Origin of the sequence: Leclercia sp. W17 (assembly GCF_003336325.1) — a bacterium.
In the GTDB taxonomy this organism is placed as follows: Bacteria; Pseudomonadota; Gammaproteobacteria; order Enterobacterales; family Enterobacteriaceae; genus Enterobacter.
In genome coordinates this window covers 4,337,969-4,364,795 of record NZ_CP031101.1, presented here as the reverse complement: position 1 = coordinate 4,364,795, position 26,827 = coordinate 4,337,969, and the positions used below count along the sequence as shown (strand labels likewise).

Annotated in this window: 31 protein-coding genes; 18 read left to right on the top strand and 13 right to left on the bottom strand. The window is 55.5% G+C overall.

Going from position 1 to position 26,827, the window contains the following annotated elements:
• Positions 1 to 88 precede the first annotated feature (88 nt).
• Positions 89 to 418 (bottom strand): biofilm peroxide resistance protein BsmA, encoded by a 330-nt coding sequence (gene bsmA, locus DVA44_RS21655; protein WP_103823004.1) that lies wholly within the window; start codon positions 416 to 418, stop codon positions 89 to 91.
• A gap of 138 nt (positions 419 to 556) precedes the next feature.
• Here bsmA and yjfP point away from each other — a divergent pair, with 138 nt between their 5' ends.
• Complete coding sequence (gene yjfP, locus DVA44_RS21650) at positions 557 to 1,288, top strand: esterase (RefSeq protein WP_114388103.1); 732 nt, start codon at positions 557 to 559, stop codon at positions 1,286 to 1,288.
• On the opposite strand, the gene ulaR is transcribed toward yjfP, so the two are convergent.
• The gene (gene ulaR, locus DVA44_RS21645) at positions 1,285 to 2,040 is read right to left on the bottom strand and encodes an HTH-type transcriptional regulator UlaR (RefSeq protein ID WP_114388102.1); all 756 of its coding nucleotides are present in this window, start codon (positions 2,038 to 2,040) and stop codon (positions 1,285 to 1,287) included. The genes yjfP and ulaR overlap by 4 nt on opposite strands.
• A 108-nt stretch (positions 2,041 to 2,148) precedes the next feature.
• On the bottom strand, positions 2,149 to 3,213 hold the full coding sequence (gene ulaG / locus DVA44_RS21640) for an L-ascorbate 6-phosphate lactonase (RefSeq protein WP_103823006.1): 1,065 nt from the start codon (positions 3,211 to 3,213) through the stop codon (positions 2,149 to 2,151).
• Positions 3,214 to 3,567: 354 nt separating this feature from the next.
• Here ulaG and ulaA point away from each other — a divergent pair, with 354 nt between their 5' ends.
• From ulaA to DVA44_RS21610, 6 genes are read left to right on the top strand one after another with little or no spacing between them, the layout of a single operon-like run.
• A complete protein-coding gene (ulaA, locus tag DVA44_RS21635) occupies positions 3,568 to 4,968 on the top strand; it encodes a PTS ascorbate transporter subunit IIC (protein WP_114388101.1) in 1,401 nt (466 codons plus the stop codon).
• Positions 4,969 to 4,980: 12 nt separating this feature from the next.
• A complete protein-coding gene (gene ulaB, locus DVA44_RS21630) occupies positions 4,981 to 5,286 on the top strand; it encodes a PTS ascorbate transporter subunit IIB (protein WP_103177980.1) in 306 nt (101 codons plus the stop codon).
• Between the two features lie 10 nt (positions 5,287 to 5,296).
• Positions 5,297 to 5,764, top strand: coding sequence for a PTS ascorbate transporter subunit IIA (gene ulaC / locus DVA44_RS21625; RefSeq protein ID WP_103823008.1), 468 nt, complete (start codon positions 5,297 to 5,299; stop codon positions 5,762 to 5,764).
• A 13-nt stretch (positions 5,765 to 5,777) separates the two neighbouring features.
• Positions 5,778 to 6,428: a 3-keto-L-gulonate-6-phosphate decarboxylase UlaD gene (locus DVA44_RS21620; RefSeq protein WP_103177982.1), complete on the top strand. Its 651-nt coding sequence runs from the start codon at positions 5,778 to 5,780 to the stop codon at positions 6,426 to 6,428.
• Between the two features lie 9 nt (positions 6,429 to 6,437).
• On the top strand, positions 6,438 to 7,304 hold the full coding sequence (locus tag DVA44_RS21615) for an L-ribulose-5-phosphate 3-epimerase (RefSeq protein WP_114388100.1): 867 nt from the start codon (positions 6,438 to 6,440) through the stop codon (positions 7,302 to 7,304).
• Entirely contained in the window at positions 7,291 to 7,977 is a 687-nt protein-coding gene (locus DVA44_RS21610; RefSeq protein ID WP_103823011.1) for an L-ribulose-5-phosphate 4-epimerase, read from the top strand. Before DVA44_RS21615 ends, DVA44_RS21610 begins: the two co-directional genes overlap by 14 nt.
• A gap of 79 nt (positions 7,978 to 8,056) precedes the next feature.
• On the opposite strand, the gene yjfY is transcribed toward DVA44_RS21610, so the two are convergent.
• Positions 8,057 to 8,332, bottom strand: a complete 276-nt coding sequence (gene yjfY / locus DVA44_RS21605) for a DUF1471 family protein YjfY (RefSeq protein ID WP_114316075.1) — start codon at positions 8,330 to 8,332, stop codon at positions 8,057 to 8,059.
• A 344-nt stretch (positions 8,333 to 8,676) separates the two neighbouring features.
• Between yjfY and rpsF the strand changes: the two genes are divergently transcribed.
• The 5 genes from rpsF (at position 8,677) to DVA44_RS21580 (ending at position 11,211) form a co-directional block, all read left to right on the top strand.
• Positions 8,677 to 9,072 carry a 30S ribosomal protein S6 gene (rpsF, locus tag DVA44_RS21600; RefSeq protein ID WP_103177986.1) on the top strand — a complete coding sequence of 132 codons (396 nt, stop codon included), beginning with the start codon at positions 8,677 to 8,679 and terminating at the stop codon, positions 9,070 to 9,072.
• A gap of 6 nt (positions 9,073 to 9,078) precedes the next feature.
• Positions 9,079 to 9,393 carry a primosomal replication protein N gene (priB, locus tag DVA44_RS21595; protein ID WP_103177987.1) on the top strand — a complete coding sequence of 105 codons (315 nt, stop codon included), beginning with the start codon at positions 9,079 to 9,081 and terminating at the stop codon, positions 9,391 to 9,393.
• 4 nt (positions 9,394 to 9,397) lie between these two features.
• The gene (gene rpsR, locus DVA44_RS21590) at positions 9,398 to 9,625 is read left to right on the top strand and encodes a 30S ribosomal protein S18 (protein WP_000135199.1); all 228 of its coding nucleotides are present in this window, start codon (positions 9,398 to 9,400) and stop codon (positions 9,623 to 9,625) included.
• 41 nt (positions 9,626 to 9,666) lie between these two features.
• Positions 9,667 to 10,116 (top strand): 50S ribosomal protein L9, encoded by a 450-nt coding sequence (gene rplI / locus DVA44_RS21585; protein WP_103177988.1) that lies wholly within the window; start codon positions 9,667 to 9,669, stop codon positions 10,114 to 10,116.
• Positions 10,117 to 10,269: 153 nt separating this feature from the next.
• Positions 10,270 to 11,211 carry a DMT family transporter gene (locus DVA44_RS21580; protein ID WP_114388099.1) on the top strand — a complete coding sequence of 314 codons (942 nt, stop codon included), beginning with the start codon at positions 10,270 to 10,272 and terminating at the stop codon, positions 11,209 to 11,211.
• A gap of 23 nt (positions 11,212 to 11,234) precedes the next feature.
• Here the strand turns inward: DVA44_RS21580 and DVA44_RS21575 are convergent, their stop codons facing one another.
• Positions 11,235 to 11,876 (bottom strand): OapA family protein, encoded by a 642-nt coding sequence (locus DVA44_RS21575; RefSeq protein WP_114316074.1) that lies wholly within the window; start codon positions 11,874 to 11,876, stop codon positions 11,235 to 11,237.
• Between the two features lie 231 nt (positions 11,877 to 12,107).
• On the opposite strand from DVA44_RS21575, the gene fklB reads away from it, so the two are divergent.
• Positions 12,108 to 12,728 carry an FKBP-type peptidyl-prolyl cis-trans isomerase gene (gene fklB / locus DVA44_RS21570; RefSeq protein WP_168191996.1) on the top strand — a complete coding sequence of 207 codons (621 nt, stop codon included), beginning with the start codon at positions 12,108 to 12,110 and terminating at the stop codon, positions 12,726 to 12,728.
• A gap of 308 nt (positions 12,729 to 13,036) precedes the next feature.
• The gene (cycA, locus tag DVA44_RS21565; protein WP_103177992.1) at positions 13,037 to 14,446 is read left to right on the top strand and encodes a D-serine/D-alanine/glycine transporter; all 1,410 of its coding nucleotides are present in this window, start codon (positions 13,037 to 13,039) and stop codon (positions 14,444 to 14,446) included.
• A gap of 90 nt (positions 14,447 to 14,536) precedes the next feature.
• On the opposite strand, the gene ytfE is transcribed toward cycA, so the two are convergent.
• Positions 14,537 to 15,199 (bottom strand): iron-sulfur cluster repair protein YtfE, encoded by a 663-nt coding sequence (gene ytfE / locus DVA44_RS21560; RefSeq protein ID WP_103823313.1) that lies wholly within the window; start codon positions 15,197 to 15,199, stop codon positions 14,537 to 14,539.
• A gap of 243 nt (positions 15,200 to 15,442) precedes the next feature.
• Between ytfE and DVA44_RS21555 the strand changes: the two genes are divergently transcribed.
• Positions 15,443 to 17,092, top strand: a complete 1,650-nt coding sequence (locus tag DVA44_RS21555; RefSeq protein WP_114388098.1) for a methyl-accepting chemotaxis protein — start codon at positions 15,443 to 15,445, stop codon at positions 17,090 to 17,092.
• Positions 17,093 to 17,177: 85 nt separating this feature from the next.
• Here DVA44_RS21555 and DVA44_RS21550 read toward each other — a convergent pair whose 3' ends face one another.
• The 3 genes from DVA44_RS21550 to DVA44_RS21540 form a co-directional block, all read right to left on the bottom strand.
• Positions 17,178 to 18,143, bottom strand: coding sequence for a DMT family transporter (locus DVA44_RS21550; protein WP_114388097.1), 966 nt, complete (start codon positions 18,141 to 18,143; stop codon positions 17,178 to 17,180).
• A 75-nt stretch (positions 18,144 to 18,218) separates the two neighbouring features.
• Positions 18,219 to 19,043 carry an AraC family transcriptional regulator gene (locus DVA44_RS21545; protein ID WP_103177996.1) on the bottom strand — a complete coding sequence of 275 codons (825 nt, stop codon included), beginning with the start codon at positions 19,041 to 19,043 and terminating at the stop codon, positions 18,219 to 18,221.
• Positions 19,044 to 19,124: 81 nt separating this feature from the next.
• Entirely contained in the window at positions 19,125 to 19,973 is an 849-nt protein-coding gene (locus tag DVA44_RS21540) for an SDR family oxidoreductase (protein ID WP_114388096.1), read from the bottom strand.
• Between the two features lie 89 nt (positions 19,974 to 20,062).
• Here DVA44_RS21540 and DVA44_RS21535 point away from each other — a divergent pair, with 89 nt between their 5' ends.
• The gene (locus DVA44_RS21535; protein ID WP_168194502.1) at positions 20,063 to 20,443 is read left to right on the top strand and encodes a helix-turn-helix domain-containing protein; all 381 of its coding nucleotides are present in this window, start codon (positions 20,063 to 20,065) and stop codon (positions 20,441 to 20,443) included.
• A gap of 91 nt (positions 20,444 to 20,534) precedes the next feature.
• On the opposite strand, the gene DVA44_RS21530 is transcribed toward DVA44_RS21535, so the two are convergent.
• A complete protein-coding gene (locus tag DVA44_RS21530; protein WP_114388095.1) occupies positions 20,535 to 22,478 on the bottom strand; it encodes a bifunctional 2',3'-cyclic-nucleotide 2'-phosphodiesterase/3'-nucleotidase in 1,944 nt (647 codons plus the stop codon).
• Between the two features lie 191 nt (positions 22,479 to 22,669).
• Here DVA44_RS21530 and cysQ point away from each other — a divergent pair, with 191 nt between their 5' ends.
• Positions 22,670 to 23,410: a 3'(2'),5'-bisphosphate nucleotidase CysQ gene (cysQ, locus tag DVA44_RS21525; protein WP_103178000.1), complete on the top strand. Its 741-nt coding sequence runs from the start codon at positions 22,670 to 22,672 to the stop codon at positions 23,408 to 23,410.
• Here cysQ and DVA44_RS21520 read toward each other — a convergent pair.
• Complete coding sequence (locus DVA44_RS21520) at positions 23,404 to 23,961, bottom strand: YtfJ family protein (protein ID WP_103178001.1); 558 nt, start codon at positions 23,959 to 23,961, stop codon at positions 23,404 to 23,406. The genes cysQ and DVA44_RS21520 overlap by 7 nt on opposite strands.
• 329 nt (positions 23,962 to 24,290) lie before the next feature.
• On the opposite strand from DVA44_RS21520, the gene DVA44_RS21515 reads away from it, so the two are divergent.
• Positions 24,291 to 24,497 (top strand): DUF1107 domain-containing protein, encoded by a 207-nt coding sequence (locus DVA44_RS21515; protein WP_032616223.1) that lies wholly within the window; start codon positions 24,291 to 24,293, stop codon positions 24,495 to 24,497.
• A gap of 58 nt (positions 24,498 to 24,555) precedes the next feature.
• Here DVA44_RS21515 and DVA44_RS21510 read toward each other — a convergent pair whose 3' ends face one another.
• Together DVA44_RS21510 and msrA are read right to left on the bottom strand one after the other, a co-directional pair.
• Positions 24,556 to 25,893, bottom strand: coding sequence for a hemolysin family protein (locus DVA44_RS21510; RefSeq protein WP_103178002.1), 1,338 nt, complete (start codon positions 25,891 to 25,893; stop codon positions 24,556 to 24,558).
• Between the two features lie 188 nt (positions 25,894 to 26,081).
• Complete coding sequence (gene msrA / locus DVA44_RS21505) at positions 26,082 to 26,723, bottom strand: peptide-methionine (S)-S-oxide reductase MsrA (RefSeq protein ID WP_103178003.1); 642 nt, start codon at positions 26,721 to 26,723, stop codon at positions 26,082 to 26,084.
• Positions 26,724 to 26,827: the final 104 nt, after the last annotated feature.

Genomic DNA, 26,827 nt, shown 5'->3' with positions numbered 1-26,827 from the left:
ATTTCCATTGTCACTGGCTGGAGTTTATTGTGGACAGGAAAACGTCTATGGACGCAAAGCAGTGTAAATGTCGTTTAAATACCGCGCGTTATTTACGGTATAAAATGGCTTGCGAATACCATTGTCCCGTCACGATGGTTTCATCGATAAGGACGATGACGTAATAATCTGCTTTCGCGGCGACAGCTTTTGCTTTAATAGCCTCTGCCGCATCATCGGGAGAGCCTCGCTCGAGTGCGGTCACGGTACCCATTCGCTGTAATCCTTCCGTTTGATTACGACGTATCTCCTGGGGGTGATCGGCGACCGGTGGCGCAGGCTGCGGCGTACCTTGCAATACGCTACATCCGCCCAACAACATCATCAGCGTTAAAGCAGCAACCTTTCGCATAAACCTGTCTCGTTTCCTGATAGCCATAGTGTAGATCTCTGTTGATTTGACATTGGGGGAATGTTCCCAAATTGTTAGCTATAGCGTAAATTTCGAATGAAAATTGTGTGAAAGCGTAAGCCAGTTCTCAACATTATGATTCACCCATAAGTATGAGGCCCAATTATGATTGAACTTGAAGTACGGCAGCTTGGCGACCATGAGATTGTACATGCCGTTCCCGCAGGAAAGGGGGCTAAACCGTTGCCGGTTGTTATTTTTTATCATGGTTTTACCTCATCAAAACTGGTCTACAGCTATTTTGCGGTGGCGCTGGCACAGGCAGGTTTTCGGGTGGTGATGCCGGATGCGCCCGATCACGGGGCCCGTTTTAACGGTGATGAGCAGGCCCGCCTGGGACAGTTCTGGCCGATCCTGCATGGCAACCTCATCGAGTTTGGCGCGCTGCGGGATACTTTGTATCAGGCCGGGCTGGTGGCGGATGAACGCCTTGCGGTCGCCGGGGCCTCGATGGGCGGGATGACCGCGCTGGGCATCATGACGCGCTATCCGGAGGTGAAATGCGTGGCAAGCCTGATGGGATCGGGCTACTTTACCTCGCTGGCCCGTACGCTGTTTCCGCCGCAGCAACTCTGGTCATTCGCGTCGATGGTCGCACCGCTTGCTGACTGGGAGGTAACGACCGCGCTACCGCGTCTGGCTGACCGCCCGTTGCTGCTGTGGCATGGTGAAGAGGATGATGTGGTGCCCGCCGGGGAGACGTTCCGCCTGCAACAGGCGTTGCAGCAGGAAGGGCTGGATAAAAATCTGACCTGTCTGTGGGAGGCGGGAGTAAAACACCGTATTACGCCGGGCGCGCTCGACGCCACGGTCGCGTTTTTCCGCCAGCACCTTTAAACGCGCAGGATCTTCACGCCCTGATCTTCCAGTTTCTGGAGGATCTGTGGGTTAGCATTTTTACCGGTGATTACCATGTCTATCTGCTCGGCACGGCTGAAGAGCATGCCCGCACGTTCCCCGACCTTGCTGCTGTCGACCAGGACCACCAGCTTGCCGACCACGTTTAGCATCTTCTGCTCCGCCATCGCCGTCAGCATGTCGGTTTTATACAGCCCTTCGGTGGTGAGCCCTTTGCCGCTGGTAAACATCCAGTGGCCGGCATAGAGCGTGTTCTCGCTGTCCTGCGGACTTAGGGTGATGGACTGGCTTTTGTTGTACTGTCCGCCCATGATCACCACGCTTTCGTGCTCCTGGTCAATCAGGTAGTTGGCCAGCGGCAGGTAGTTGGTGATGATCTGCACCGGTTTGCCGCACATCTCGCGGCCCAACAGAAAGGCGGTGGAACCGCAGTTAATCACCACGCTTTCGCCAGGATTAACCAGTTGGGAGGCGGCTCTGGCAATACGCACTTTCTCGTCGTGGTTCTGCGCCTGATGAATATTCATTGGCGACCAGCGTGGGCGCTGCTGGCTGATCCCTTCCGCGCCGTTACGCACCTTTTTCAGCTTACCGCTCTCATCAAGTTTGTTGATGTCCCGGCGTGCCGTCGCCGGAGAAACGCCCAGCCGGGCAATCACCTGTTCAACGGTGACAAACCCCGTTTGCGCCAGGAGTTCCAGTAAGATTTGATGACGTTGTGCTTCTGTCATGAGCTATTCCGAAATAAATTGATTTTAAAAGATGATATTTGAAATAGCCTGAAATTACTAAGCAAAAGTTGGAATCGCCAGGCACAGCGCCTGGCGATGAGGGGCCAATTACAGGAAAGATTTGAACGGCAGATCCGGCTCAATGGTAAAGCAGTCGTCAAAGCCGCGCGGGTAGTGATATTCGAAATTATCCTTATCCAGCGGCCAGGTAAACTTGCCGCCCACCTGCCAGATAAAGGGCTTAAAGCCATATTTCAGCCGATCTTTTTTCATCTCCCACAGCACGCGGATCTCCTGCGGATCGGCCTGGAAGTTTGACCAGATATCATGGTGGAACGGGATTACCACCTGGGTATTCAACGCTTCAGCCATGCGCAGAATGTCAGCGCTGGTCATCTTATCGGTGATGCCGCGTGGGTTTTCGCCATAGGAACCCAGCGCCACGTCGATATGGTGCTCGTTACCGTGTTTGGCATAGTAGTTGGAGTAGTGTGAGTCACCGCTGTGGTACAGCGTACCGCCCGGGGTTTTGAACAGGTAGTTCACCGCACGTTGGTCCATGCCGTCCGGTAACACACCCGCTGCCTTTTGATCGGCTGGCAGAGTAATCAGCGCTGTACGGTCAAACGCATCGAGGGCATGAATTTCAATGTCTTTGATTTTCACCACATCGCCCGGTTTCACTACGATGCAGCGCTCTTTTGGCACGCCCCAACCGATCCACAAATCGACGCAAGTCTGTGGCCCAATGAAAGGCACGTCATCCGCACAGTTCTGCATGACTGCCGCCGCGACGTTAACGTCGATGTGATCGTTGTGATCGTGGGTCGAGAGGACGGCATCTATCTGACGAATCGCAAAAGGATCAAGGACAAATGGCGTGGTACGCAGGTTTGGCTGCAGCTTCTCGACGCCCGCCATACGCTGCATCTGATGACCTTTTTTCATCAGTGGGTTGCCGTGGCTCTGTTTGCCGGTGCCGCACCAGAAATCGACGCAAACATTAGCCCCGCCCTGAGATTTCAGCCAGATACCGGTACAACCCAGCCACCACATCGCAAATGTGCCCGGCGCGACCTGCTCCTGCTCGATCTCCTCATTCAGCCAACTTCCCCATTCCGGGAAGGTGCTGAGGATCCATGATTCGCGGGTAATAGTGTTCACTTTACTCATAGTCAGACTCCCTCTCTATCACAAGTAATCATTTGGTGACGTGTTTTGATTGATATTGGCACCAATGAATCAGCATTGCAATGGCGATTTGCGAGCGTTACGCCAATCTAAAGCTGCTCTGATTAAAAATCCTATACGTGATTTTTATGCTTTGTCTTGGTTAACTTATTGAAATAAATATTTTTTATTGATAACGCATAGGTGCGGATAAAGACATTGCACTTAGGGTGGAAATAATTTGCGTGATAGGTCACAAATAATCAAATTCAATCTTGTGGTGATTATTTGTGATTACTAGAGTGGTGGCCTGTTGTACGAACATTAGGCATCGTACTGCCTTTACCGGAGAGTGTTATGGAGATCCTCTACAGCGTCTTTACCGTCTTTTTTAATCAGGTCATGACCAACGCCCCGCTGCTGTTGGGTATCGTGACGTGTCTGGGTTATATCCTGCTGCGTAAAAGCGTGAGCGTGATAATCAAAGGCACCATTAAAACCATCATCGGTTTTATGCTGCTTCAGGCGGGTTCAGGCATTTTAACCAGCACCTTTAAACCCGTTGTCGCCAAAATGTCGGAAGTGTATGGCATCAACGGCGCTATATCAGACACCTACGCCTCAATGATGGCCACTATCGAACGGATGGGAGATGCCTATAGCTGGGTGGGATACGCCGTCCTGCTCGCGTTGGCGCTGAACATCATTTACGTTCTGCTGCGTCGGATTACCGGCATCCGCACCATCATGCTCACCGGCCACATCATGTTCCAGCAGGCCGGATTGATTGCTGTTTCCCTCTATATCTTCGGCTACCCGGTGTGGACCACCATTATCTGCACGGCGATCCTGGTCTCGCTCTATTGGGGCATCACCTCCAATATGATGTACAAGCCGACGCAGGAAGTGACCGACGGCTGCGGTTTCTCTATCGGCCATCAACAGCAGTTTGCCTCATGGATTGCCTATAAGGTCGCCCCGTATCTGGGGAAAAAAGAGGAGAGCGTTGAAGATCTGAAGCTGCCCGGCTGGCTGAATATCTTCCACGACAATATCGTCTCTACCGCCATCGTGATGACCATTTTCTTCGGCGCGATCCTGCTCTCATTCGGTATTGATACGGTGCAGGCGATGGCCGGTAAAACGCACTGGTCTATCTATATCCTGCAAACCGGCTTCTCCTTCGCGGTAGCGATTTTCATCATCACCCAGGGCGTGCGTATGTTCGTGGCCGAACTGTCTGAGGCCTTCAACGGTATTTCTCAACGCCTGATCCCTGGCGCCGTACTGGCAATTGACTGCGCGGCTATCTATAGCTTTGCGCCGAACGCCGTCGTCTGGGGCTTTATGTGGGGCACCATCGGCCAGCTGATTGCGGTGGCCATCCTGGTGGGCTGCGGCTCCTCCATCCTGATCATTCCTGGCTTTATCCCGATGTTCTTCTCCAACGCCACTATCGGCGTGTTCGCTAATCACTTTGGCGGCTGGCGCGCGGCGCTCAAGATCTGCCTGGTGATGGGCATGGTTGAAATCTTCGGCTGCGTGTGGGCGGTCAAACTGACCGGTATGAGCGCCTGGATGGGCATGGCGGACTGGTCAATCCTGGCGCCGCCAATGATGCAAGGCTTCGCCTCTGTCGGCCTTATTTTTATGGGCGTCATCATTCTGATTGCACTGGCTTATATGTTCTTCGCTGGCCGTACGCTGCGGGCGGAAGAAGATGCGGAAAAACAAACAGCAGAAGTTTCTGCTCACTAAGGAGTTTTGATTATGACCGTACGTATCCTGGCTGTGTGTGGCAATGGGCAAGGGAGCTCCATGATCATGAAGATGAAAGTGGACCAGTTTTTAACCCAGTCAAACATTGACCACACGGTAAACAGCTGCGCGGTGGGTGAATACAAAAGTGAACTGAACGGCGCGGACATCATCATCGCCTCTACCCACATCGCCGGTGAGATTAGCGTCGCAGGCAATAAATATGTGGTGGGTGTACGCAACATGCTGTCGCCTGCGGACTTCGGCCCAAAACTGCTGGAAGTGATCAAAGCGCACTTTCCGCAAGATGTGAAGTAAGGAGAGGCATATGAAACTACGTGATTCGCTGGCGGAGAATAATTCCATCCTTCTCCAGGCCGAGGCCAATACCTGGCAGGAGGCGGTAAAGCTGGGCGTTGATTTGCTGGTTAAGGCGGATGTCGTTGAGCCGCGCTATTACCAGGCCATTCTTGATGGCGTTGAGCAGTTCGGGCCCTATTTTGTGATTGCGCCAGGGCTGGCGATGCCCCATGGCCGTCCGGAAGAGGGGGTCAAAAAAACGGGTTTCGCCCTGGTCACCCTGAAAACGCCGCTGGTGTTTAACCACGAAGATAACGATCCGGTGGACATCCTGATCACCATGGCGGCCGTTGATGCCAATACCCACCAGGAAGTGGGCATTATGCAGATCGTCAACCTGTTTGAAGATGAAGCCAATTTTGACCGTTTACGCGCCTGCCGTACCGCGCAGGACGTGCTGGATTTAATCGACAATGCCACTGCGGCGGCAGCTTAAGAGGGAGTTGAACATGTCATTACCAATGTTGCAGGTTGCGCTGGATAACCAGACTCTGGCCCACGCTTACGAAACCACGCGTCTGATCGCGGAAGAGGTAGACATTATCGAAGTGGGCACCATTCTGTGCGTCGGGGAGGGGGTCCGTGCCGTCCGCGATCTGAAAGCCCTCTATCCGCATAAGATTGTGCTGGCCGACGCCAAAATTGCCGATGCGGGCAAAATCCTGTCGCGGATGTGTTTCGAAGCCAATGCCGACTGGGTGACGGTCATCTGCTGCGCAGATATCAACACCGCGAAAGGCGCGCTGGAAGTCGCCAAAGAATTTAACGGTGACGTGCAGATCGAACTCACGGGCTTCTGGACCTGGGAGCAGGCAGAAGCGTGGCGCGCTGCAGGTATTCAGCAGGTGGTCTATCACCGCAGCCGCGATGCGCAGGCCGCGGGGGTCGCGTGGGGCGAGGCGGATATCAGCGCCGTTAAGCGTCTGGCAGATATGGGCTTTAAGGTTACGGTGACGGGCGGGCTGGCGCTCGAAGATTTGCCGCTGTTTGCCGGTATTCCAATCCACGTCTTTATCGCCGGTCGCAGCATTCGCGATGCCGCCTCGCCGGTGGAAGCGGCGCGTCAGTTTAAACGTTCCATCGCCCAGCTGTGGGGATAAGGAGCGGTTATGTTAAGCAAACAGGTTCCGCTTGGCATCTATGAAAAGGCGCTCCCCACCGGGGAGTGCTGGCTTGAGCGGCTGCGGCTGGCGAAACGGCTGGGATTCGATTTCGTTGAAATGTCGGTGGATGAGACGGATGCGCGTCTCTCCCGACTCGACTGGAGCCGCGAGCAGCGTCTGGCGCTGGTGGACGCCGTCGCCGAAACTGGCGTAAGAGTTCCCTCGATGTGCCTGAGCGCCCACCGTCGTTTTCCGCTCGGCAGTGAAGATGACGCGGTGCGGGCGCAGGGCCTTGAGATCATGCGTAAAGCGATTCGCTTTGCGCAGGATGTCGGGATCCGCGTAATCCAGCTTGCCGGTTACGACGTTTACTATCAGGAAGCCAATGATGAGACGCGCCGTCGTTTCCGTGATGGCCTGAAAGAGAGCGTTGAAATGGCCAGCCGCGCGCAGGTCACCCTGGCGATGGAGATCATGGATTATCCGCTGATGAACTCCATCAGCAAGGCATTGGGTTATGCCCATTACCTGAATAATCCGTGGTTCCAGCTCTATCCCGACATCGGCAATCTCTCTGCGTGGGATAACGACGTGCAGATGGAGCTGCAGGCCGGCATCGGACATATCGTGGCGGTACATGTGAAAGATACCCGTCCCGGCGTCTTCAAAAACGTACCGTTTGGCAGCGGAGTCGTCGATTTTGAATGCTGTTTCCAGACGTTAAAACAGAGTGGCTATTGTGGGCCTTACCTGATCGAGATGTGGAGTGAAACGTCGGACGATCCCGAGCGCGAAGTGGTGCAGGCGCGTGACTGGGTACTTGAGCGTATGGCGCGAGCCGGGCTTGGGGAGGAAGATCATGCAGCAGCTTAAACAGCAGGTATTTGAGGCAAACATGGATTTGCCGCGTTACGGTCTGGTCACCTTTACCTGGGGAAACGTCAGCGCGATTGACCGCCAGCGCGGGCTGGTGGCGATCAAACCCAGCGGGGTGGCCTACGAGACCATGCGCGTGGAAGATATAGTTGTCGTGGATCTCGACGGAAAGGTCGTGGAAGGGCAGTGGCGACCCTCGTCTGATACCGCGACCCACCTGGCGCTCTACCGGCGTTATCCCTCTCTTGGCGGGGTAGTGCATACCCACTCGACCCATGCGACAGCCTGGGCGCAGGCAGGGCAGGCGATCCCCGCGCTCGGCACCACCCATGCAGACTATTTCTTTGGCGATATCCCCTGCACGCGCGCACTCACCGAAGAGGAGGTGCTCGGCGAGTACGAGCTCAATACCGGCAAAGTGATTATTGAAACGCTGGGTGACGGCGAACCGCTGCACACGCCGGGAATTGTGGTCTATCAACATGGCCCCTTCGCCTGGGGTAAAGATGCCCATGATGCCGTGCACAATGCCGTGGTAATGGAAGAGGTGGCGAGAATGGCGTGGATTGCGCGCGGTATTAATCCATGCCTGAAACCTATAGACAGCTATCTGATGGACAAGCACTTTATGCGTAAACATGGCCCGAATGCTTATTACGGGCAAAAATAAAAAAAGCCCCCGGGCAGGGGGCTAATAAGACTATGACAATTTTTTCGTTGTTGGCTTTCCTGGTGCTAGCGTCAAAGCGTTACCGATAGATATCTGCGCTGACGTGCATATTGCCGTTGCTGCCCGGTTCACGGGTGAGCATGACGTGATAGTAGCGGGCATCCCGCGCATCGGCTTCTGCATTAATGGCTTCAGTCGCTTCACTTTCCGTGGCGAAGTTATGGTTGATATAAATGACGCCCAGACTTTGCACATCATCCATATTTCTGGCCTGTCGGCCATCAACCTGAATGGCTGCTGTCGCGTTTGCACAAAGCAAAAGCGCAGCCAGAACGGCAAGGGTGAATTTTTTCATGATATGCGCTCCACGACTAACTACGGTGCGACGATATTCACGGCTGTCTTTTGTCCAGAGACAGGGTCTGATTAAAGTGTAAGCACGAATCTCGCAGGCTATGGCGACCATTTCTGATGCAGTTGTTCAAAAAATCGCCGCGATCGCCCGTGAGTAATGGTAAATCACCCACTTACAACCGCTTTGCGCTTTGTGCGAATTATTTGCGCAATCAGCTTGAGTTTCGAAGGGTGCGCAAGTATTATGACGCGTCAATTTTTCAGCCGACCTTTAACACGTTCCTTGCCTCCCCGGGCCTCGGCTGACCCAGACAGGAGGCTGAATAATCCGTAAGGAGCAATTCGATGCGTCATTACGAAATCGTTTTTATGGTCCATCCTGACCAGAGCGAACAGGTTCCGGGTATGATCGAGCGCTACACTGGTGCAATCACTGCAGCAGAAGGCACGATCCACCGTCTGGAAGACTGGGGCCGTCGTCAGCTGGCTTATCCGATCAACAAACTGCACAAAGCTCACTACGTTCTGATGAACGTTGAAGCTCCGCAGGAAGCGATCGATGAGCTGGAAACTAACTTCCGCTTCAACGATGCCGTTATCCGCAGCATGGTTATGCGTACCAAAAACGCAGTGACCGAAGCATCTCCGATGGTTAAAGCGAAAGACGAGCGCCGTGAGCGTCGCGATGATTTCGCAAACGAAACCGCAGATGATTCTGATGCTGGGGATTCTGAAGAGTAATTTCTGATGACCAACCGTCTGGTGTTGTCCGGTACCGTGTGCAGGACCCCACTTCGCAAGGTCAGCCCATCAGGAATTCCTCACTGCCAGTTCGTGCTTGAGCATCGTTCAGTGCAGGAGGAAGCCGGGTTTAACCGGCAGGCGTGGTGCCAAATGCCCGTTATTATTAGCGGTCACGAAAACCAGGCCATTACTCACAGTATAACGGTCGGTAGCGCAGTAACGGTTCAGGGGTTCATCTCTTGCCACAAGGCAAAGAACGGCCTGAGCAAACTTGTTCTGCATGCCGAGCAGATTGATTTGATAGATTCTGGAGACTAGCCAAATGGCACGTTATTTCCGTCGTCGCAAGTTCTGCCGTTTCACCGCGGAAGGCGTTCAAGAGATCGACTATAAAGATATCGCAACGCTGAAAAACTACATCACCGAAAGCGGTAAGATTGTCCCAAGCCGTATCACCGGTACTCGTGCAAAATACCAGCGTCAGCTGGCTCGCGCTATCAAACGCGCTCGCTACCTGTCTCTGCTGCCGTACACTGATCGTCATCAGTAATCGGGCACGGTCCATTAATACGACTTTAAGAGGATAAGGTAATGCAAGTTATTCTGCTTGATAAAGTAGCAAACCTGGGCAGCCTGGGTGATCAGGTAAACGTTAAAGCGGGCTACGCTCGTAACTTCCTGGTTCCACAGGGTAAAGCTGTTCCTGCTACCAAGAAAAACGTAGAGTTTTTCGAAGCACGTCGTGCTGAACTGGAAGCCAAACTGGCTGACGTTCTGGCGGCTGCTAACGCTCGCGCTGAGAAAATCAACGCACTGGGCACCGTTACCATCGCGTCTAAATCTGGCGACGAAGGTAAACTGTTCGGTTCCATCGGTACCCGCGACATCGCTGACGCTGTAACTGCAGCTGGCGTTGACGTTGCTAAGAGCGAAGTTCGTCTGCCGAACGGCGTTCTGCGTACCACCGGTGAGCACGAAGTGGACTTCCAGGTTCACAGCGAAGTCTTCGCGAAACTGGTTGTTAACGTTGTTGCTGAGTAAGTAATTACTCTTCACCACGTCGAAGCGCCGGCCTTGTGCCGGCGTTTTGCTTTTTAACGCGTCCTGTTCCCTTCTTTGTGACTTGTATGGTGGCTATTCCTTGCGCATTCCCTGATAATAAAATGAAACACTATTTTATCTTTGGGATTTGTCATGGATACCGCTCTGCCCGCACCGCTTTTCTCCCGTAAAAACATTGTGTTCGCCAGTGCTACGCTGTGCTGTCTGCTATGGGGTAGCTCCTATCCCGCGATCAAGAGTGGCTACGAACTCTTTCATATCGCCACCAACGACATTCCATCAAAAGTGGTCTTTGCGGGGTATCGCTTTGTTTTTGCTGGCCTGCTATTGCTGCTGCTCGCTTTGGCTCAGCGCAAGCCGATTGGTCGGCTCAGCCCGCGCCAGTTCGGGCAACTGACGATACTGGGCCTGACGCAGACCACGATCCAGTACACGTTCTTTTATATCGGTCTGGCATACACAACGGGTGCCAAAGGGTCGATCATGAACTCGACCGCCACCTTCTTCAGCGTTATGCTGGCGCACTTTATCTACCAGAACGACAAGATCAGCTACAACAAAGCCCTCGGTTGTATCCTCGGGTTTGCCGGGGTGATGATCGTGAACTTTAACAGCGGCTTGCAGGACTTCCACTTCGTCTGGAACGGGGATGGTTTTGTGGTGCTGGCGGCGTTTATCCTCTCTGCCGCCACGCTGTACGGTAAACGCATCTCTCAGACGGTGGATCCGATGGTGATGACCGGCTGGCAGCTGGCGATAGGTGGGGTGATGCTGGTGGTGGGAGGCTATATCACCGGCGGAACGCTGGCCGTTCCCAGCGTCAAAGCGGCGGCCATCCTGGGCTACCTGACTCTGCTCTCCTCGGTGGCGTTTGCACTGTGGAGTTTGCTGCTGAAATATAACCGCGTCAGCATGATCGCCCCGTTCAACTTCTTAGTACCGGTGGCCGGAACCGTCCTCTCGGCCATTTTCCTCGGCGAAAATATTCTGGAGATCAAATACGTTGTGGCGCTGGTGCTGGTCTGCTCGGGGATCTGGTGGGTTAACAAAGTCAGTGAAAAGCAGGCCCGGTAAGCGTTACGCCACCGGGCGAACCGCTATCTGGCGCGGATGAAGCTGCCGTCAGACTGACGGGTAAACAGCACCTGCTGGCCGTTGCCGCTGTCAATGGTCAGCCCTGTCACCACGCCGCTCGCATTCTGGCGGATCTGCACCATCTGGCCGTTTTGCAGATTGCTTAACGGCTTGCCTGGTCCCTCAACCTGCGCCATGGCATAGACGTCGGTCGGCGGCAGGTTGTGATCGCGGAACAGCTGCGCCATCGTTTTGCCCGACTCTACACGGTAGGAACGCCACTGCTGTTCTATACCGGGAGGGGATTGCTGGGATTGTACCGGCGCGGCGGCCTGCTCCTGGGGCTGCTCTTCCTGAATCGGCTCCGGCTCAACAGGCGCGACCTGGCCGGGATCGTTAGAGGGTGACACCAGCTGCGTTTGCATCGGCTGTGAATCTGGCTGCGGCTGCGTCTGCGAACGGAAATCCAGTTCGGCATCACGACGCACGGGCGCTGTGGCGCTGTCGTCCGCGCCGCCTGGCAGCAGAAAACCGACAATCACCATCAGCGCACCGATAATTATGCCTCTGCGGTGCAGCGGCGGCAGCGGGTCCATGATGCGAAAGTTATCTGGCGCATGCCAGATTTTCGTCAGGGTAGGTTTTAGTTCAAATGGCCCGGGCATGGCTCTCCTCCTGCTCCGCGTCTTTTTTCCTGTCCCGAGAAGTATAGTTTGCTAACTGCCTGATGAGCGTAACAAAGCCAGCTTCCGTGACACGCATTCGGGAAAAATCCAGATAGCCTCTATTGTTTCCGTTTCGTCGTAATTTGTCATCTTTCCATAAGACAAAGTTTTACCGGATGGAAGGTGGCTGTTATGCTGCCCGCTACTTTAAATGTGATGGAAGGAAATCCCATGACCACCCCGACTTTTGACACAATCGAAGCGCAGGCAAGCTACGGCATTGGTTTGCAGGTAGGACAGCAGCTGAGCGAATCAGGTCTGCAGGGTCTGTTACCTGAAGCGCTGGTGGCGGGTATCGCCGATGCGCTGGAAGGTAAACAGCCAGCGGTTCCGGTAGATGTGGTTCACCGCGCGCTGCGTGAAATCCACGAACGTGCAGACGCTGTGCGTCGTGCCCGTTTCGAAGAGATGGCTGCGGCAGGCGAGAAATTCCTTGAAGAGAACCGTGAGCGCGAAGGCGTGAACAGCACCGAAACCGGTCTGCAGTTCCGCGTTATCACCCAGGGCGAAGGTCCAATCCCGGCGCGTACCGACCACGTTCGCGTGCACTACACCGGTAAACTGATTGACGGCACCGTGTTCGACAGCTCTGTTGCCCGCGGCGAACCGGCAGAATTCCCGGTAAACGGCGTGATCCCTGGTTGGATCGAAGCCCTGACCCTGATGCCGGTCGGTTCTAAATGGGAACTGACTATCCCACAGAACTTGGCCTACGGCGAGCGTGGCGCTGGCGCCTCTATTCCGCCATTCAGCACCTTGGTCTTTGAAGTTGAGCTGCTGGAAATCCTGTAAGCGACTTCCCTTCTTCCTCTCCCCGGCAGGGGAGGGGAAATTAGTTAAAAAACCTATAGTTACGCCCCAATCAACAGATTATCTTGCAAAAGGTCACAGTAAGTGTATTTTTGTGAGCTGTTTTGCGTGGCTTAAGTGATATGTCACTCAGTTTCAACATATTGTTAACATAATATTTAAATCAAAGTATTCATCCCGCCGATTCTTACCTAATATCGATGAGTCCTTAACCGGGGCATCGCTTTTCGACGTAATAAAGGGCCAGAAGAGCCTAAACAACACAGGCAGTAACAACAGGAAAACATCACATGGTAGATCAGGTAAAAGTCGTTGCCGACGAAGAGGCACCGTCTGAACAATCGCTACGGCGAAATCTCACAAACCGTCATATTCAGCTTATCGCCATCGGCGGCGCTATCGGTACCGGGCTGTTTATGGGGTCAGGCAAAACCATCAGTCTTGCCGGGCCGTCGATCATTTTTGTCTATATGATCATCGGCTTTATGCTCTTTTTCGTGATGCGGGCAATGGGCGAGTTGCTGCTCTCGAATCTCGAATACAAATCCTTTAGCGACTTTGCCTCCGACCTTCTCGGGCCGTGGGCGGGCTACTTCACCGGCTGGACCTACTGGTTCTGCTGGGTAGTGACCGGGATGGCCGACGTCGTCGCCATTACGGCTTACGCGCAGTTCTGGTTCCCGGGCCTGTCGGACTGGGTGGCCTCGCTGGCGGTGATTATCCTGCTGCTGAGCCTTAACCTCGCCACCGTAAAAATGTTCGGTGAGATGGAGTTCTGGTTCGCGATGATCAAAATCGTCGCCATTGTTGGCCTGATTGTGGTTGGCCTGGTGATGATCATGACCCACTTTACTTCCCCGAGCGGCGTACAGGCCTCGTTCACCCATCTATGGAATGACGGGGGCTGGTTCCCGAAAGGGCTGAGCGGATTCTTTGCCGGCTTCCAGATTGCGGTCTTCGCCTTTGTGGGGATTGAGCTGGTGGGAACCACTGCCGCAGAAACCAAAGATCCTGAGAAGTCTCTGCCGCGGGCGATTAACTCCATTCCCGTGCGTATCATCATGTTCTACGTCTTCGCGCTGATCGTCATTATGTCGGTGACGCCGTGGAGCTCCGTGGTACCCAGCAAGAGCCCGTTCGTTGAGCTGTTTGTGCTGGTCGGTTTACCGGCGGCGGCAAGCCTGATTAACTTCGTGGTGCTGACCTCCGCGGCCTCTTCGGCTAACAGCGGCGTCTTCTCCACCAGCCGTATGCTGTTTGGTCTGGCGCAGGAAGGCGTTGCCCCGAGCGCGTTCGCCAAGCTCTCTAAACGTGCGGTACCGGCGAAAGGGCTGACCTTCTCCTGTATCTGCCTGCTGGGCGGCGTGGTGATGCTCTATGTGAACCCAAGCGTGATTGGCGCGTTCACCATGATCACCACGGTTTCGGCGATCCTGTTCATGTTCGTCTGGACCATCATCCTCTGCTCGTACCTGGTGTACCGCAAACAGCGTCCGCACCTGCATGAAAAATCCATCTATAAGATGCCGTGGGGCAAGCTGATGTGCTGGGTCTGCATGGCGTTCTTCGTGTTTGTGCTGGTACTGCTGACGCTGGAAGAGGATACCCGTCAGGCGCTGATGGTCACGCCGCTGTGGTTTATCGCGCTGGGGCTGGGCTGGCTGTTTATCGGTAAGAAACGTATGGCTGGCATGCGTTAATTGTGTTGTGCCGGGTGGCGGCTGCGCCTTACCCGGCCTACGGTTCTTTGCTCTTGTAAGTCCGGTAAGCGCTAACGCTACCGGGCTTTTTTATTCCCCGGCCAACGCCCGGGGGAACAGGACGTTATTCTCCAGACTGATGTGCTCCATCAGATCGTCGATCATCTCGTTAATGCCATTGTACATCGCGCGCCAGGTGGTGCAGGCATCCGCAGGTGGGGTCACGTTATGGGTGATGTGCTTGATCACCTCAACCAGTTCACCGGCGTCGTCGTGCTCGCTTTCCATCACGCTGATCGGCCCCATCGCCTGGCTGCCCATTCCCTGTTTGATCATCGGGAACAGGATCTGCTCCTCTTTCATCATGTGGCTGGAGAGCTCTTCGTGCAGCAGGGTCAGGTTCTTCGCCAGGCCGCGCGGTACAGAGGCTTTTTCGGCATGAACGCGCTCAACTTTGGTGGCCTGCAGGATCAGCTCCGGCAGCTGTTCGCGGTGGCGATCGTGAAAGCGCACGATGATGTGATCGATGATTTCGGCCAGCGCCACGCTGCGCCAGTCTTTTTCCAGCGGCTGCTCGGCCAGCTTCGCCAGTTCTGCTTCGATGAGGTCCAGATCCAGCTCTTTACGCGACGCGGCACGCGCCAGGGTTTGCTTACCGCCGCAGCAGTAATCCATATCGTATTTACGAAACAGCGCGGAAGCGCGTGGGATGGAGAGCGCCAGCTCGCCTAAAGGTTGGTCGCGGAAGGCCATGGTCGTTACCTCATCGTTATTTGATAAGATGTATTTTAAATGCATCTTTTAGGCGAAGCTATAACCCTTTATAGGCAGGGGTAAAAAAGCGATATAGATCACAAAAAAATGCCGATTTAACTCTATGAATGGATTTAAAAAACGGGTTTAGAAACTTTTTAAAGGCACAGAGACGGTAAACAACCCGCTGCGCCTGCCGATAGATACAGGTCAGACAATACCTGCATATAAAAAAGGCAACGCATGTTTAAACGTATAAAAGTGATAACCCTTCTGATTTCGGTGCTGCTGGCGCTCGGGATCATGCAACTGATCTCCGCCGGCATTTTCATCAACGCGCTTAATAACGACAAAGAGAACTTCACCGTTTCCCAGGTCTCCAGCCAGAATGTGGCCGAGTTCACCGACGCCTGGATCAGCCTTAACCAGGCGCGCGTCACCCTGAACCGCGGCATGCTGCGCCTGCAAAGCAGCATGGCTTCGCAGATCAACGGCGGGCAGCTGAACGAGCTGGTCAACACGGCAAAAAATCTGCTGGCAGACGCCCAGTCCCATTACGACAAATACTACGCGCTGCCGGAAACGCCGGGCCTGGATGAAAAACTCTCCAGCCAGCTGGAAGAGCAGTACCGCATCTACTCGGCCACCCTGACCCAGATGAACCTTCTGCTCTCCCAGGGCAACCTCGAAGATATGTTTAAGCAGAACGCCGAGCAGAAGCAGACCGCAATGCAGAAAGTCTATCGTGAATGGCGCCAGGCTCAGGCAGCCCTTACCGATAAAGGCATCGAAGATAACGAAAGCGACTACAAACGCATCCTGTGGATCCTTTCCGGGATGATGCTTCTGGTGATCGCCGTGATTGTCTCCAGTTGGATCGCCATGCGCCGTGTGCTGCTGCTGCCGCTGCAGGAGGTCATCGATCATATTCGCGCTATCGCCGCGGGTGACCTGACACAGCCTGTTGACGTTCAGGGCAAAAACGAAATGGCGATGCTGGCCTATAACGTTCACGAGATGCAGAAGGCGCTGGCGAACACCGTAGGTGTGGTGCGCGAAGGCTCCGACACCATCTACACCGGCGCGGGCGAAATCTCCGCAGGCAGCAACGATCTATCTTCCCGTACCGAGCAGCAGGCGGCCTCGCTGGAGGAGACCGCGGCCAGCATGGAACAGCTGACCGCCACCGTGAAGCAGAACGCCGATAACGCCCGTCAGGCGTCACGTCTGGCGCTGGATGCCTCAAGCACCGCCAAAAAAGGCGGAAACGTGGTGGAAGGGGTGGTGCGCACCATGGACGAGATCGCCAACAGTTCCAGCAAAATCGCCCAGATCACCAACGTGATTGACGGCATCGCCTTCCAGACCAACATCCTGGCACTGAACGCGGCGGTAGAAGCGGCGCGTGCCGGAGAGCAGGGACGCGGATTTGCGGTGGTGGCAGGGGAAGTTCGTACCCTGGCCCAGCGTAGCGCCCAGGCGGCGAAAGAGATCAAAGGGCTGATTGACGACTCGGGTGCCCGGGTCAGCGCCGGTTCTGCGCTGGTCAATGAGGCCGGAGAGACGATGGCGGAGATCGTCAGCGCCGTAACTCGTGTCACCGACATCATGGGCGAAATTGCGTCCGCCTCAGATGAGCAAAGCCGGGGTATCGATCAGGTCGGCCAGGCGGTGGCCGAGATGGATCGCGTGACCCAACAGAACGCCTCGCTGGTGGAGGAGTCTGCGGCGGCAGCGGCAGCGCTGGAAGAGCAGGCGGCACGCCTGAACGAAGCGGTGGCGGTGTTTAAGATCGCGAAGGGCCCGGTGGCTAAGGCTGCGCCGGTGAAAACCTATGCTGCAAAAGCCAAACCGGTACAGGCGACGACCGACGCCAACTGGGAAACCTTCTGACAGAGGCCGGGTGGCGCTAACGCTTACCCGGCCTACGAAACGCATGACTTTGTAGGCCCGGCAAGCGCAGCGCCGCCGGGCTTTTTCACGGCTGTGAAACCGGAATTACCCTCGGTTTTTCCGGTTTCGCACTCACCGCAATCACCACCCCCACCACCAGCAACACAATTCCCGTGCTGGTTAACAGCGGCGGCAGGCTCTGGCGCATCAGGAAGGTATAGAGCAGACCGGCCAGGGTTTCGAAGACAATCAGCGGCCCTAAGATCACCGTCGGTAATTTCTGGCTGGCGACGTTCCAGCACAGGGCGCCCACCCACGAGCAGCAGACGGCAATCGCCAGCATCAGCCCGAGAAAGACCCACGGGCGTGGCCCCAGTGGCAGGGCAAAGTCCGGCTGTTGCACGTTCAGCCATGCGCAGGCGGCAAGGTAGCCCAGTAACGAGACCGGCAGTGTCACCAGCGCCTGGGCGGTAGCCCACATCATCGGATGTTTGTCGGGGTTTTCCCGCAGCCAGCGGGCGTTACGCAGGGCGTACCATGCCCAGCAGACCACCGACACCGACGCCAGCAGGATCCCCGAAACATAGCGCCAGCCACTGCCTCCGGCCACGCCGTGACGCAGCTCGGCGATATTCACGCACACCAGCCCCAGCGCAATGGCAAACAGCCCCGGGAGCATCTTCGACCACGCCAGCTTACCATCGCGCTGGCTGTAGAGCAGGTTGGCGAACACCGGGATCACCACCGGCAGCGTGCCGATGATCATGGTCGACACCGGGGCCCCGGTACGCTGGATCGCGCTTGCCAGGCAGACGTAATAGATCAGGTTGCCCATCATCGTCAGCGACAGGGCGGTGAGCCAGTCCCGGCCTTTCAGCTGGCGTAACCGCGCCCGGCCGAGCCAGGCGATCGGCAGGGCGATCAGCCCCAGCGCCAGATAGCGTCCCATCGACTGTAGCGCCGCCGGGTATTCCGGGACGATCAGCGGCCCGACAAAAATCAGTCCCCACATTAACCCTGCAAGCAGGGCATACAACACGCCGCTAATCATTTTTCCCTTCCTCTGCTCTGAACCTGCTGGCAGTGTAGAAAGGCAACAGAGGGCGGTATTGTATGAGATTGCGCATTAACGCTGCGTTACCTGTTTCTGGTAGCGCACCGGCGTAATGCCATAGCGACGGGTAAAGGCCCGGGTCAGGTGCGACTGATCGGTCAGGCCCGTCGCGGCGGCCACCTCTGCCGCCGGGAGCCCCTGGGTGAGAAAGGCTTTGGCGCGCCACAGGCGGATCGCCATCAGCATCTGATGCGGTGTGACGTGAAAATGGGCTTTGAACTGGCGCTGGAAATGGTACGGGCTGAGCGACACCACCTGCGCCAGCTCATCGAGGGTCAGAGAGTGCATGTAGTTGTCATGCAGATAGTCGCGCACGCGCTCGAAGCGATGCGCCCCTTCTTTTGCGACCGGCGCATGACGCGCCAGCGGCTGGAAGGTATCAATCAGATCCAGCAGCAGGCCCTTTTGCGCCAGCGGATCGTCGGTGTGCCACAGGCCGTAGATCAGCTGACAGATCTGCTGCGAACGGCGGGGATCGTGGCGGGTGACGTCGCTGAACCACCAGTGGCGGATGCCTGTCACCTCCTCCAGCAGATCCGGTTCGAGATAGATCATCCGGTAGCGCCAGCCGTCGGCGGTTTCGGCCTCGCCGGTGTGCAGCTCGTCGGGATTCATCGTGACGACGGAGTGAACGGGGGCGACGTACTGCGTGCCGCGATAGCGGAAGCGTTCGGCACCGGCTTCTATGGCACCGATGCCGAAGGCCTCGTGGGTGTGGGGTTCAAAGGCGTAGCGGGAGATATGGGCGTGATACAGCTCCACGCCCGGCACCTGCGCCAGATGGCGAAAGCGCGCGCTGTCTCTCTCATCGAAAAACTGTTCAGGTACGCCTTGCACGGTGAGCCTCCTCGCGGGTCAGAATGTCATTATCAGAGATGACCCGCAGGGATGCCACACTAATTAACCATGTTTTAACAATTACAGGATGTGCTTCACGCTCTCCGCAAGCGTGGTGGTCGGGCGGCCCAGCAGGGCGCTCAGGGTGCGGCTGTCATCAAATAGGCCGCCTTTCGAGGCACCAATATCGGAGTCGGCCAGCATCTCCGCCAAACCTGCCGGTAGACCCACTCCCTTCAGCGCGGCGGCAAAATCGGCTTCGCTCAGGTTCTGATAGACCACGTTTTTACTGCTCTGGCGACTCAGCTCGGCAGCAAGCTCGCTTAATGTCCACGCCTGGTCGCCTGCCAGCTCATAAACTTTACCGGCATGACCCTCTTCGCTGATAACGCGGGCCGCAGCGGCGGCATAGTCGGCGCGGGTGGCGGAGGCGATTTTGCCTTCACCGGCCGCACCAATAAACACGCCGTGTTCCAGCGCAGGCGGGGCGCTGGCGAGGTAGTTTTCGGTGTACCAGCCGTTACGCAGCAGGGCGTAAGGAATGCCCGATTCGGCCAGCGCTTTTTCGGTGGCGACGTGCTCCACATGCAGGCCCAGCGGGGAGGTGTCGGCATGCAGCAGGCTGGTGTAGGCGATAAATTTCACGCCAGCCGCCTTCGCCGCGTTAATGACGTTCTGATGCTGCGGCGCGCGCTGGCCCACTTCGCTGGAGGAGATCAGCAGCAGTTTATCCACGCCCGCGAGTGCGGTGGTGAAAGCGGCCAGGTCGGTATAATCAGCCTGGCGCAAGGTCACGCCCTGCTGGCTCAGCGCCTCAGCTTTCGCCGGGTTACGAACAATGGCGACCAGCTGGCTCGCCGGAACGGTTTTCAGCAGCTGTTCAATAACGAGTTGGCCAAGCTGGCCGGTTGCGCCGGTAATTGCGATCATGATGAATATCCTTCGTCTCGGGTGAATGTTGTGGCACACTATCACTCAAACTAACTTTTAGTAAGTACGTACAAAAAGGTAAGTATCTCATGGCAAACCCAACCCTCAGCGAGCAAATGCGCGACGGCAATCTCTTTGCCGAGCAATGCCCCTCCCGGGATGTACTCAAGCATGTGACCAGCCGCTGGGGCGTGCTGATCCTGGTGGCGTTGCGTCAGGGGACGCATCGCTTTAGCGATCTGCGCCGCAAGATGGGCGGGGTGAGCGAGAAGATGCTGGCCCAGTCGCTGCAGGCGCTGGAGCAGGATGGCTTTGTCAACCGTGTATCGTATCCGGTGGTGCCACCGCATGTGGAGTACAGCCTGACCCCGCTGGGGGAAGAGGTGAGTGAGAAAGTGGCGGCGCTGGCCGACTGGATCGAGCTGAATTTGCCCCAGGTGATGAGTAACCGGGATGAACGGGTTTTGTAGGCCCGGCAAGCGTAGCGCCGCCGGGCATTGTGCGGTCTGCTTGCCGGGTGGCGGCTGCGCCTTACCCGGCCTACGAAACGGCAACGTGTTTTTACCTGCTTAAATCCACCTGATAAATCGCAAATCCAATCTCATCGGTCGCGACCTGCTGCATCGGGTACTGCGCTTTCTCTTTGATAAACGCCGCTGCTTTTTCCGTTGGTGCGGTCTCAAAGCGGATATCCAGCTTCACATCACTGTGAACAGGGGCCAGACGCCAGTTGTTGTCCGCTGCCGGATGGATTTCGCCGCTCTTCTTCGACTGCTCGCCAATCCACGTTGCCAGCACCGAACGGTTCTCATCCGGTGAAGCGAAGGCGATATGGCTGTCGCCGGTCCCGGCAAACTTACCGCCGTAGGCGCGGTAGTTGTTGGTCGCTACCAGGAAGGTCGCTTTCGGATCAATCGGCTTACCGTTAAAGGTCAGGTTTTTAATGCGTTCGGCCTGGGCATTCACCACCTGGCACTCGCCGTCATATTTCGCCGGCTGGGAGACATCAATCTGGTACTCCACCCCGTCGATCACATCGAAGTTATAGGTGCGGAAACCGTCCCAGTTAATCAGCGACTGTGGTTTGGTGCTGGTCGGGTCGATCTGGTTAAACTGGCCCGCGGAACACTCCAGCCACTCCTTCACCTCCTGACCGGTGGCTTTCACCACCACCAGGGTGTTCGGGTAGAGATAGAGATCGGCGGCGTTCCGGAAGGTCAGCTGGCCTTTTTCGACTTCAACATAGCTGGCCGGATCGTTCTTGCGTCCACCCACTTTAAACGGCGCCGCAGCGGAGAGGACCGGCAGTTTCGCCAGATCCGGATCGCCCTGAATATAGCGCTCCACGTAGGCTTTCTGCGCCATGTTCACCACCTGCACGGTAGGATCGTCCTGAACCAGCGCCAGGTAGCTGTACATGTTGTCGGCGGATTTGCCGATGGGTTTGCTGACAAACTCACGGGTGGCGTCGTGATCGTGCTTCAGCACCTCGACGATCTTTTTATCCTCGCCCACCAGCGCTTTTTTAGCGGCCAGATCGTAGATCGGGCGGGCTTCGGCTTTCGACTGGGTGACCTGCCATTTGCCGCCGTCATTATTGAGCACCAGATCGACCACCCCAAGGTGATCCCCCCACATGCCCGGCATCACCGCGGGCACGCCGTTCAGGGTGCCTTTGGCAATGTCAGCCCCTTTAATGCTGGCGAAATCTTTGCCCGGGAAGACCGCATGGGCGTGGCCGAAGAGAATGGCGTCCACCCCTTTGACTTCGCTGAGGTAGTAGACCGAGTTTTCCGCCATCGCTTGATACGGATCGGCAGAGAGACCGGAGTGGGCTACCACCACCACCAGATCGGCGCCTTTCTCGCGCATCTCCGGCACATACTTGCGGGCGGTTTCGGTGATGTCATTGACCGTCACTTTGCCGCTCAGGTTGGCCTTATCCCAGGTCATGATCTGCGGCGGCACAAAGCCGATATAGCCGATCTTCAGGGTCTGCGGTTTCCCGTCCTGATCGACCACGGTGGTCTCTTTGATTAGATAAGGGGTAAACAGCGGCTTCTGGGTCTTAACGTCGATGATATTGGCGTTAACGTACGGGAATTTGGCCCCTGAAAGCGCCATATGCAGATAGTCCAGACCGTAGTTAAACTCATGGTTACCCAGGTTACCCACCGCGTAATCCAGGGTGTTCAGCGCCTTGTAGACCGGATGCACATCGCCCTTTTTCAGACCTTTCGCCGCCATGTAATCCCCAAGCGGGCTACCCTGAATTAAGTCGCCGTTATCGACCAGGACGCTGTTTTTCACTTCGCTACGGGCTGCGTTAATCAGGCTTGCGGTACGCACCAGACCAAATTTTTCCGTCGGGGCGTCTTTGTAGTAGTCGAAGTCCATCATATTGCTGTGCAGGTCGGTGGTTTCCAGAATGCGGAGATCAACCGTCGCTGCCTGTACGCTCGCCGCAATCAGCGTCGCCAGGAGCGTTGCGCTAAACTTAATCATCAGAGGAGTCCTTTTATTCGATCCAGGCCACAAAAGAATATGTATCTATATTTTTTTGCTTACAGAATTGTGAATCCTGCCAGAAAAAAGGGCCCTGAAACCGGAATTGCTTCACAGATAGCGGATTTATTCACAATGCGATATAAATAAAACAAAGAGTTATACCCACTGTGATAACAAAGAGGTGGAGAATGTTAGATAAAATTTGTCAGCTCGCACGGGAAGCGGGCGAGGCCATTATGCAGGTCTACGATGGCAAGATCCCAATGGACACGATCCGTAAAATCGACGACTCCCCGGTTACCGCAGCCGATCTCGCGGCGCACGGGGTGATCCTGAAAGGCTTGCAGGCGTTAACGCCCGATATCCCTGTACTTTCCGAAGAAGATCCCCAGCCCTGGGAGGAGCGTCAGCACTGGCAGCGTTACTGGCTGGTTGATCCGCTGGACGGCACCAAAGAGTTCCTCAAGCGTAACGGTGAATTCACGGTGAATATTGCCCTGATTGATAAAGGCAAAGCGGTGCTGGGGGTGGTCTACGCCCCGGTGCTGAAGGTGATGTACAGCGCCGCCGAAGGCAAAGCGTGGAAAGAGGAGTGTGGCGTGCGCAACCCGATCCAGGTGCGTGACGCCCGGCCACCGCTGGTGGTGATCAGCCGCTCCCACTCGGATAACGAACTGGAGGAGTATCTGCATCAGCTGGGTGAGCACCAGACAACGTCGATCGGGTCATCGCTGAAGTTCTGCCTGGTGGCAGAAGGGCAGGCGCAGCTCTATCCCCGCTTTGGGCCAACCAACGTCTGGGATACGGCGGCAGGTCATGCCGTTGCCGCCGCCGCGGGGGCCCATGTTCACGACTGGCAGGGCAAGCCGCTCGACTATACCCCGCGGGAATCCTTCCTTAATCCAGGCTTCCGGGTCTCGCTTTACTGACCGACCAACTTATGCAGCAGGGCGACCACCTGCTGCACCTCCTCCTGGGTCAGCGCCCCGTCTTTCGCCCACTGCACTTTACCTTGCTTGTCCAGCACGACGGCGGCTGAGCTCTCTTCTTCCAGCTGCCAGGCGCCGCGGGCTGCGCCGTTGCTGTCGACGATGAACTGTGACCATGGGTAGAGCTTTTTATTGCTCTCCAGGCTGCTGCGCACGAACATGCCGGACCCCGGTATCGCATCATCGGTGTTTACTATGGTAGTGGTCTGATAAGTATCTTTTGGTAAATGTGCCGACTTGATCGCTTCAATCAGGGTTGCGTTTTTCTCTTTTGCCGAGGTGCGACCGGCAATATGTAGCACCACTCGCACTTTGCCAGGAAGCTGCGCGCTATTCCAGGTTTTGTAGCTAAACTCATTATTGTCGAGGATCAATTCTCCCCGGTCGGCAATGCCCACCGGTGGCACACGTTGTCCCTTCTCAAAATTATGTGCGGAAGCCATCAGTGGCAGCATCAGGCAGGCAGTTGCCAGGATGTTACGTATGGTCATGGTGTTTTCCTTTTTGTTTTATTAGCAGGTGATCCGACCACTTGGTCTGATGTTTTAATCATAAGTGCGATCGCAGCGGTTTACCCGCAATCCCGGTGCCAGAGTGAGGGGGAACGCACATATCTGCACAAAAACGATGGCTTATACTGCCCGAAAGTTACGATTGCAAAGAATATTCTGATTATTTGTCATCAAAAGGTAAATAAAATTATGCAGACTGGGTATCACCATTTTTCTCGTCTATAGTCATTGGGCAACAAAATTTGCGCTCCAGAGGGTCGGCCCGATTGTGGTGCCGCAAGAGCGTATGATTCGCAGGAGATAATAGAATGAAAATTTTTCAACGCTACAATCCGCTTCAGGTAGCTAAATACGTAAAAATCCTGTTCCGTGGACGGTTGTATATCAAGGACGTTGGCGCTTTTGAATTTGATAAGGGCAAGATCCTTGTCCCAAAAGTGAAGGATAAACAGCACTTTTCTGTGATGTCCGAAGTCAACCGTCAGGTTATGCGTCTGCAAACTGAGATGGCTTAACCAACGTGCTATGCAGTAAAAGAAACGGCTCCCGATGGGAGCCGTTGATGTTTCTGGTTTAGGCCGAGGCGTTCTCTTCAGCATCCGGCATTTTTGGCACCAGCACCGTCGGTTTGTTGTCGATGCGCGTCACCAGCAGTTGGTCGATGCGGTAGTTGTCGATATCCACCACCTCGAACTTATACCCCGAGAACTTCACCGAGTCGGTGCGTTTCGGGATTTTACGCAGCATAAACATCATAAAGCCGCCAATGGTCTCGTAGTTGCCCGACTGCGGGAACTCGTCGATGTCCAGCACGCGCATCACGTCGTCGATAGGCGTACCGCCGTCCACCAGCCATGAGTTCTCATCGCGCGCCACAATCTGCTCTTCCAGACCCTGGCCCACCAGATCGCCCATCAGGGTGGTCATCACGTCATTCAGGGTGATGATCCCCACCACCAGCGCATATTCGTTCATGATCACCGCGAAATCTTCCCCGGCGGTTTTGAAACTTTCCAGTGCTTCGGAGAGCGTCAGGGTGTCCGGGACAATCAGGGTATTGCGGATCTGCACGCCGCTGTTCAGCGTCAGGCTCTGGTTCGCCAGCACGCGGTTCAGCAGGTCTTTGGAGTCGACATAGCCGATGATGTGATCGATATCTTCATTACAGACCAGGAACTTGGAGTGCGGATGTTCCGCCACCTTTTTCTTCAGGCTCTGCTCATCTTCGTGAAGATCGAACCAGATCACGTTCTCACGTCCGGTCATGGATGACGGCACGGTACGGGACTCCAGCTCAAACACGTTCTCGATCAGCTCATGCTCCTGCTTACGCAGTACCCCCGCCAACGCGCCGGCTTCGAATACCGCGTAGACATCGTCAGAGGTGATGTCATCTTTACGCACCATCGGCAGCTTAAACAGACGGAAAATGGTATTGGCCAGTCCGTTAAAGAACCACACCAGCGGGCGGAACACGAAGAGACAGAAGCGCATCGGGTTGATGATGCGCAAAGCCACAGCTTCTGGCGCAATCATACCGATGCGTTTCGGGGTCAAATCGGCAAAGAGAATGAACAGGCCAGTCACCAACGAGAAGGAGAGAATGAAGCTCAGCTGCTCGGAAAGCTCAGGGGAGAAGTATCGGGAGAAAACGCTATGGAATGCGGGCGAGAATGCAGCATCACCCACAATACCGCCAAGAATGGCGACCGCATTGAGGCCGATTTGCACCACGGTAAAGAACATCCCCGGGTTTTCTTGCATTTTCAGGACGCGTTGGGCATTGAGATCGCCATCATCGGCGAGCAGTTTAAGTTTAATTTTACGGGATGCGGCCAGAGAGATTTCTGAAATAGAGAAAAATGCACTGACAGCGATGAGACAAAGTATTACTAAAATACTGTTTAACATATCTTATCCGGCTTCTCGCCAGATCCTCGGAGGGAAGTTGGTCATACAGGTGTGTAGATATTTTGAACACCGGTCCGAAGCGGTAGGCCGGTTATTTCGAGGGGTAGTATAGCGTAAACGGCTGTAAAGTCGCCAGAGATCGCATTTTGAGCCGGTTTTGCTCGTCAACAGGCAAAACCGGCTTACTGTTATGCCAGCTGAGGCGGCAGGCAGACACCAATGCCACCGATACCGCAGTAGCCGTACGGATTTTTATGCAGATACTGCTGGTGGTCATCTTCCGCATAATAGAACGGTAAGGCGTTGGTGATTTCGGTCGTCACCGGGCGATCGTCGCCGGCGGCGTGCATCGCCTGCTGGAAGCGCGCCAGACTGTCGCGGGCGGCGGCATCCTGTTCCGGCGTGAGCGGATAGATCGCCGAGCGGTACTGGGTACCGTGGTCATTACCCTGACGCATACCCTGCGCAGGATCGTGGTTTTCCCAGAATACCTGCAGCAGCTGTTCGTAGCTGACGACGTTCGGATCATATACTACCCGTACCGCCTCGGCGTGACCGGTCTGGCCGGAGCAGACTTCGCGGTAGGTTGGGTTCGGGGTATAGCCCCCGGTATAGCCTGCCGCGGTGCTGTAGACGCCCGGCAGTTGCCAGAAGAGGCGCTCCACGCCCCAGAAACAACCCATCGCGAACAGGGCAATTTCCATCCCTTCCGGGACGTTGGTCATAGAGTGGCCGTTGACGGCATGGAGAGTCGCGACAGGCATAGGGGTGTTACGTCCCGGTAATGCGTCCGCCTGAGCAACCAGGTGCTTTTTATCGAATAAACTCACGGTGTGGCCTCCGGGTGGGTGATGTTTGGGTTAAGGTTGTCACGACGCGTTTAATTGAACACAATAAATGCGGTGAATGAGTCTAGATTTAAACATAAGAAATA

Bases quoted from the DNA above. Each gene is read 5' to 3' on its own strand.
- yjfY (WP_114316075.1), bottom strand. From the start codon at position 8,332: ATGAAAAAATTCACCCTTGCCGTTCTGGCTGCGCTTTTGCTTTGTGCA.
- ulaR (WP_114388102.1), bottom strand. From the start codon at position 2,040: ATGACAGAAGCACAACGTCATCAAATCTTACTGGAACTCCTGGCGCAA.
- DVA44_RS21620 (WP_103177982.1), top strand. From the start codon at position 5,778: ATGTCATTACCAATGTTGCAGGTTGCGCTGGATAACCAGACTCTGGCC.
- DVA44_RS21610 (WP_103823011.1), top strand. From the start codon at position 7,291: ATGCAGCAGCTTAAACAGCAGGTATTTGAGGCAAACATGGATTTGCCG.
- rplI (WP_103177988.1), top strand. From the start codon at position 9,667: ATGCAAGTTATTCTGCTTGATAAAGTAGCAAACCTGGGCAGCCTGGGT.
- fklB (WP_168191996.1), top strand. From the start codon at position 12,108: ATGACCACCCCGACTTTTGACACAATCGAAGCGCAGGCAAGCTACGGC.
- cysQ (WP_103178000.1), top strand. From the start codon at position 22,670: ATGTTAGATAAAATTTGTCAGCTCGCACGGGAAGCGGGCGAGGCCATT.
- ytfE (WP_103823313.1), bottom strand. From the start codon at position 15,199: ATGGCCTTCCGCGACCAACCTTTAGGCGAGCTGGCGCTCTCCATCCCA.
- rpsR (WP_000135199.1), top strand. From the start codon at position 9,398: ATGGCACGTTATTTCCGTCGTCGCAAGTTCTGCCGTTTCACCGCGGAA.
- rpsF (WP_103177986.1), top strand. From the start codon at position 8,677: ATGCGTCATTACGAAATCGTTTTTATGGTCCATCCTGACCAGAGCGAA.
- priB (WP_103177987.1), top strand. From the start codon at position 9,079: ATGACCAACCGTCTGGTGTTGTCCGGTACCGTGTGCAGGACCCCACTT.
- ulaA (WP_114388101.1), top strand. From the start codon at position 3,568: ATGGAGATCCTCTACAGCGTCTTTACCGTCTTTTTTAATCAGGTCATG.
- DVA44_RS21520 (WP_103178001.1), bottom strand. From the start codon at position 23,961: ATGACCATACGTAACATCCTGGCAACTGCCTGCCTGATGCTGCCACTG.
- DVA44_RS21535 (WP_168194502.1), top strand. From the start codon at position 20,063: ATGGCAAACCCAACCCTCAGCGAGCAAATGCGCGACGGCAATCTCTTT.
- ulaC (WP_103823008.1), top strand. From the start codon at position 5,297: ATGAAACTACGTGATTCGCTGGCGGAGAATAATTCCATCCTTCTCCAG.
- ulaG (WP_103823006.1), bottom strand. From the start codon at position 3,213: ATGAGTAAAGTGAACACTATTACCCGCGAATCATGGATCCTCAGCACC.
- DVA44_RS21550 (WP_114388097.1), bottom strand. From the start codon at position 18,143: ATGATTAGCGGCGTGTTGTATGCCCTGCTTGCAGGGTTAATGTGGGGA.
- DVA44_RS21540 (WP_114388096.1), bottom strand. From the start codon at position 19,973: ATGATCGCAATTACCGGCGCAACCGGCCAGCTTGGCCAACTCGTTATT.
- bsmA (WP_103823004.1), bottom strand. From the start codon at position 418: ATGGCTATCAGGAAACGAGACAGGTTTATGCGAAAGGTTGCTGCTTTA.
- ulaB (WP_103177980.1), top strand. From the start codon at position 4,981: ATGACCGTACGTATCCTGGCTGTGTGTGGCAATGGGCAAGGGAGCTCC.
- DVA44_RS21515 (WP_032616223.1), top strand. From the start codon at position 24,291: ATGAAAATTTTTCAACGCTACAATCCGCTTCAGGTAGCTAAATACGTA.
- DVA44_RS21530 (WP_114388095.1), bottom strand. From the start codon at position 22,478: ATGATTAAGTTTAGCGCAACGCTCCTGGCGACGCTGATTGCGGCGAGC.
- DVA44_RS21555 (WP_114388098.1), top strand. From the start codon at position 15,443: ATGTTTAAACGTATAAAAGTGATAACCCTTCTGATTTCGGTGCTGCTG.
- DVA44_RS21575 (WP_114316074.1), bottom strand. From the start codon at position 11,876: ATGCCCGGGCCATTTGAACTAAAACCTACCCTGACGAAAATCTGGCAT.
- yjfP (WP_114388103.1), top strand. From the start codon at position 557: ATGATTGAACTTGAAGTACGGCAGCTTGGCGACCATGAGATTGTACAT.
- DVA44_RS21615 (WP_114388100.1), top strand. From the start codon at position 6,438: ATGTTAAGCAAACAGGTTCCGCTTGGCATCTATGAAAAGGCGCTCCCC.
- DVA44_RS21510 (WP_103178002.1), bottom strand. From the start codon at position 25,893: ATGTTAAACAGTATTTTAGTAATACTTTGTCTCATCGCTGTCAGTGCA.
- cycA (WP_103177992.1), top strand. From the start codon at position 13,037: ATGGTAGATCAGGTAAAAGTCGTTGCCGACGAAGAGGCACCGTCTGAA.
- DVA44_RS21580 (WP_114388099.1), top strand. From the start codon at position 10,270: ATGGATACCGCTCTGCCCGCACCGCTTTTCTCCCGTAAAAACATTGTG.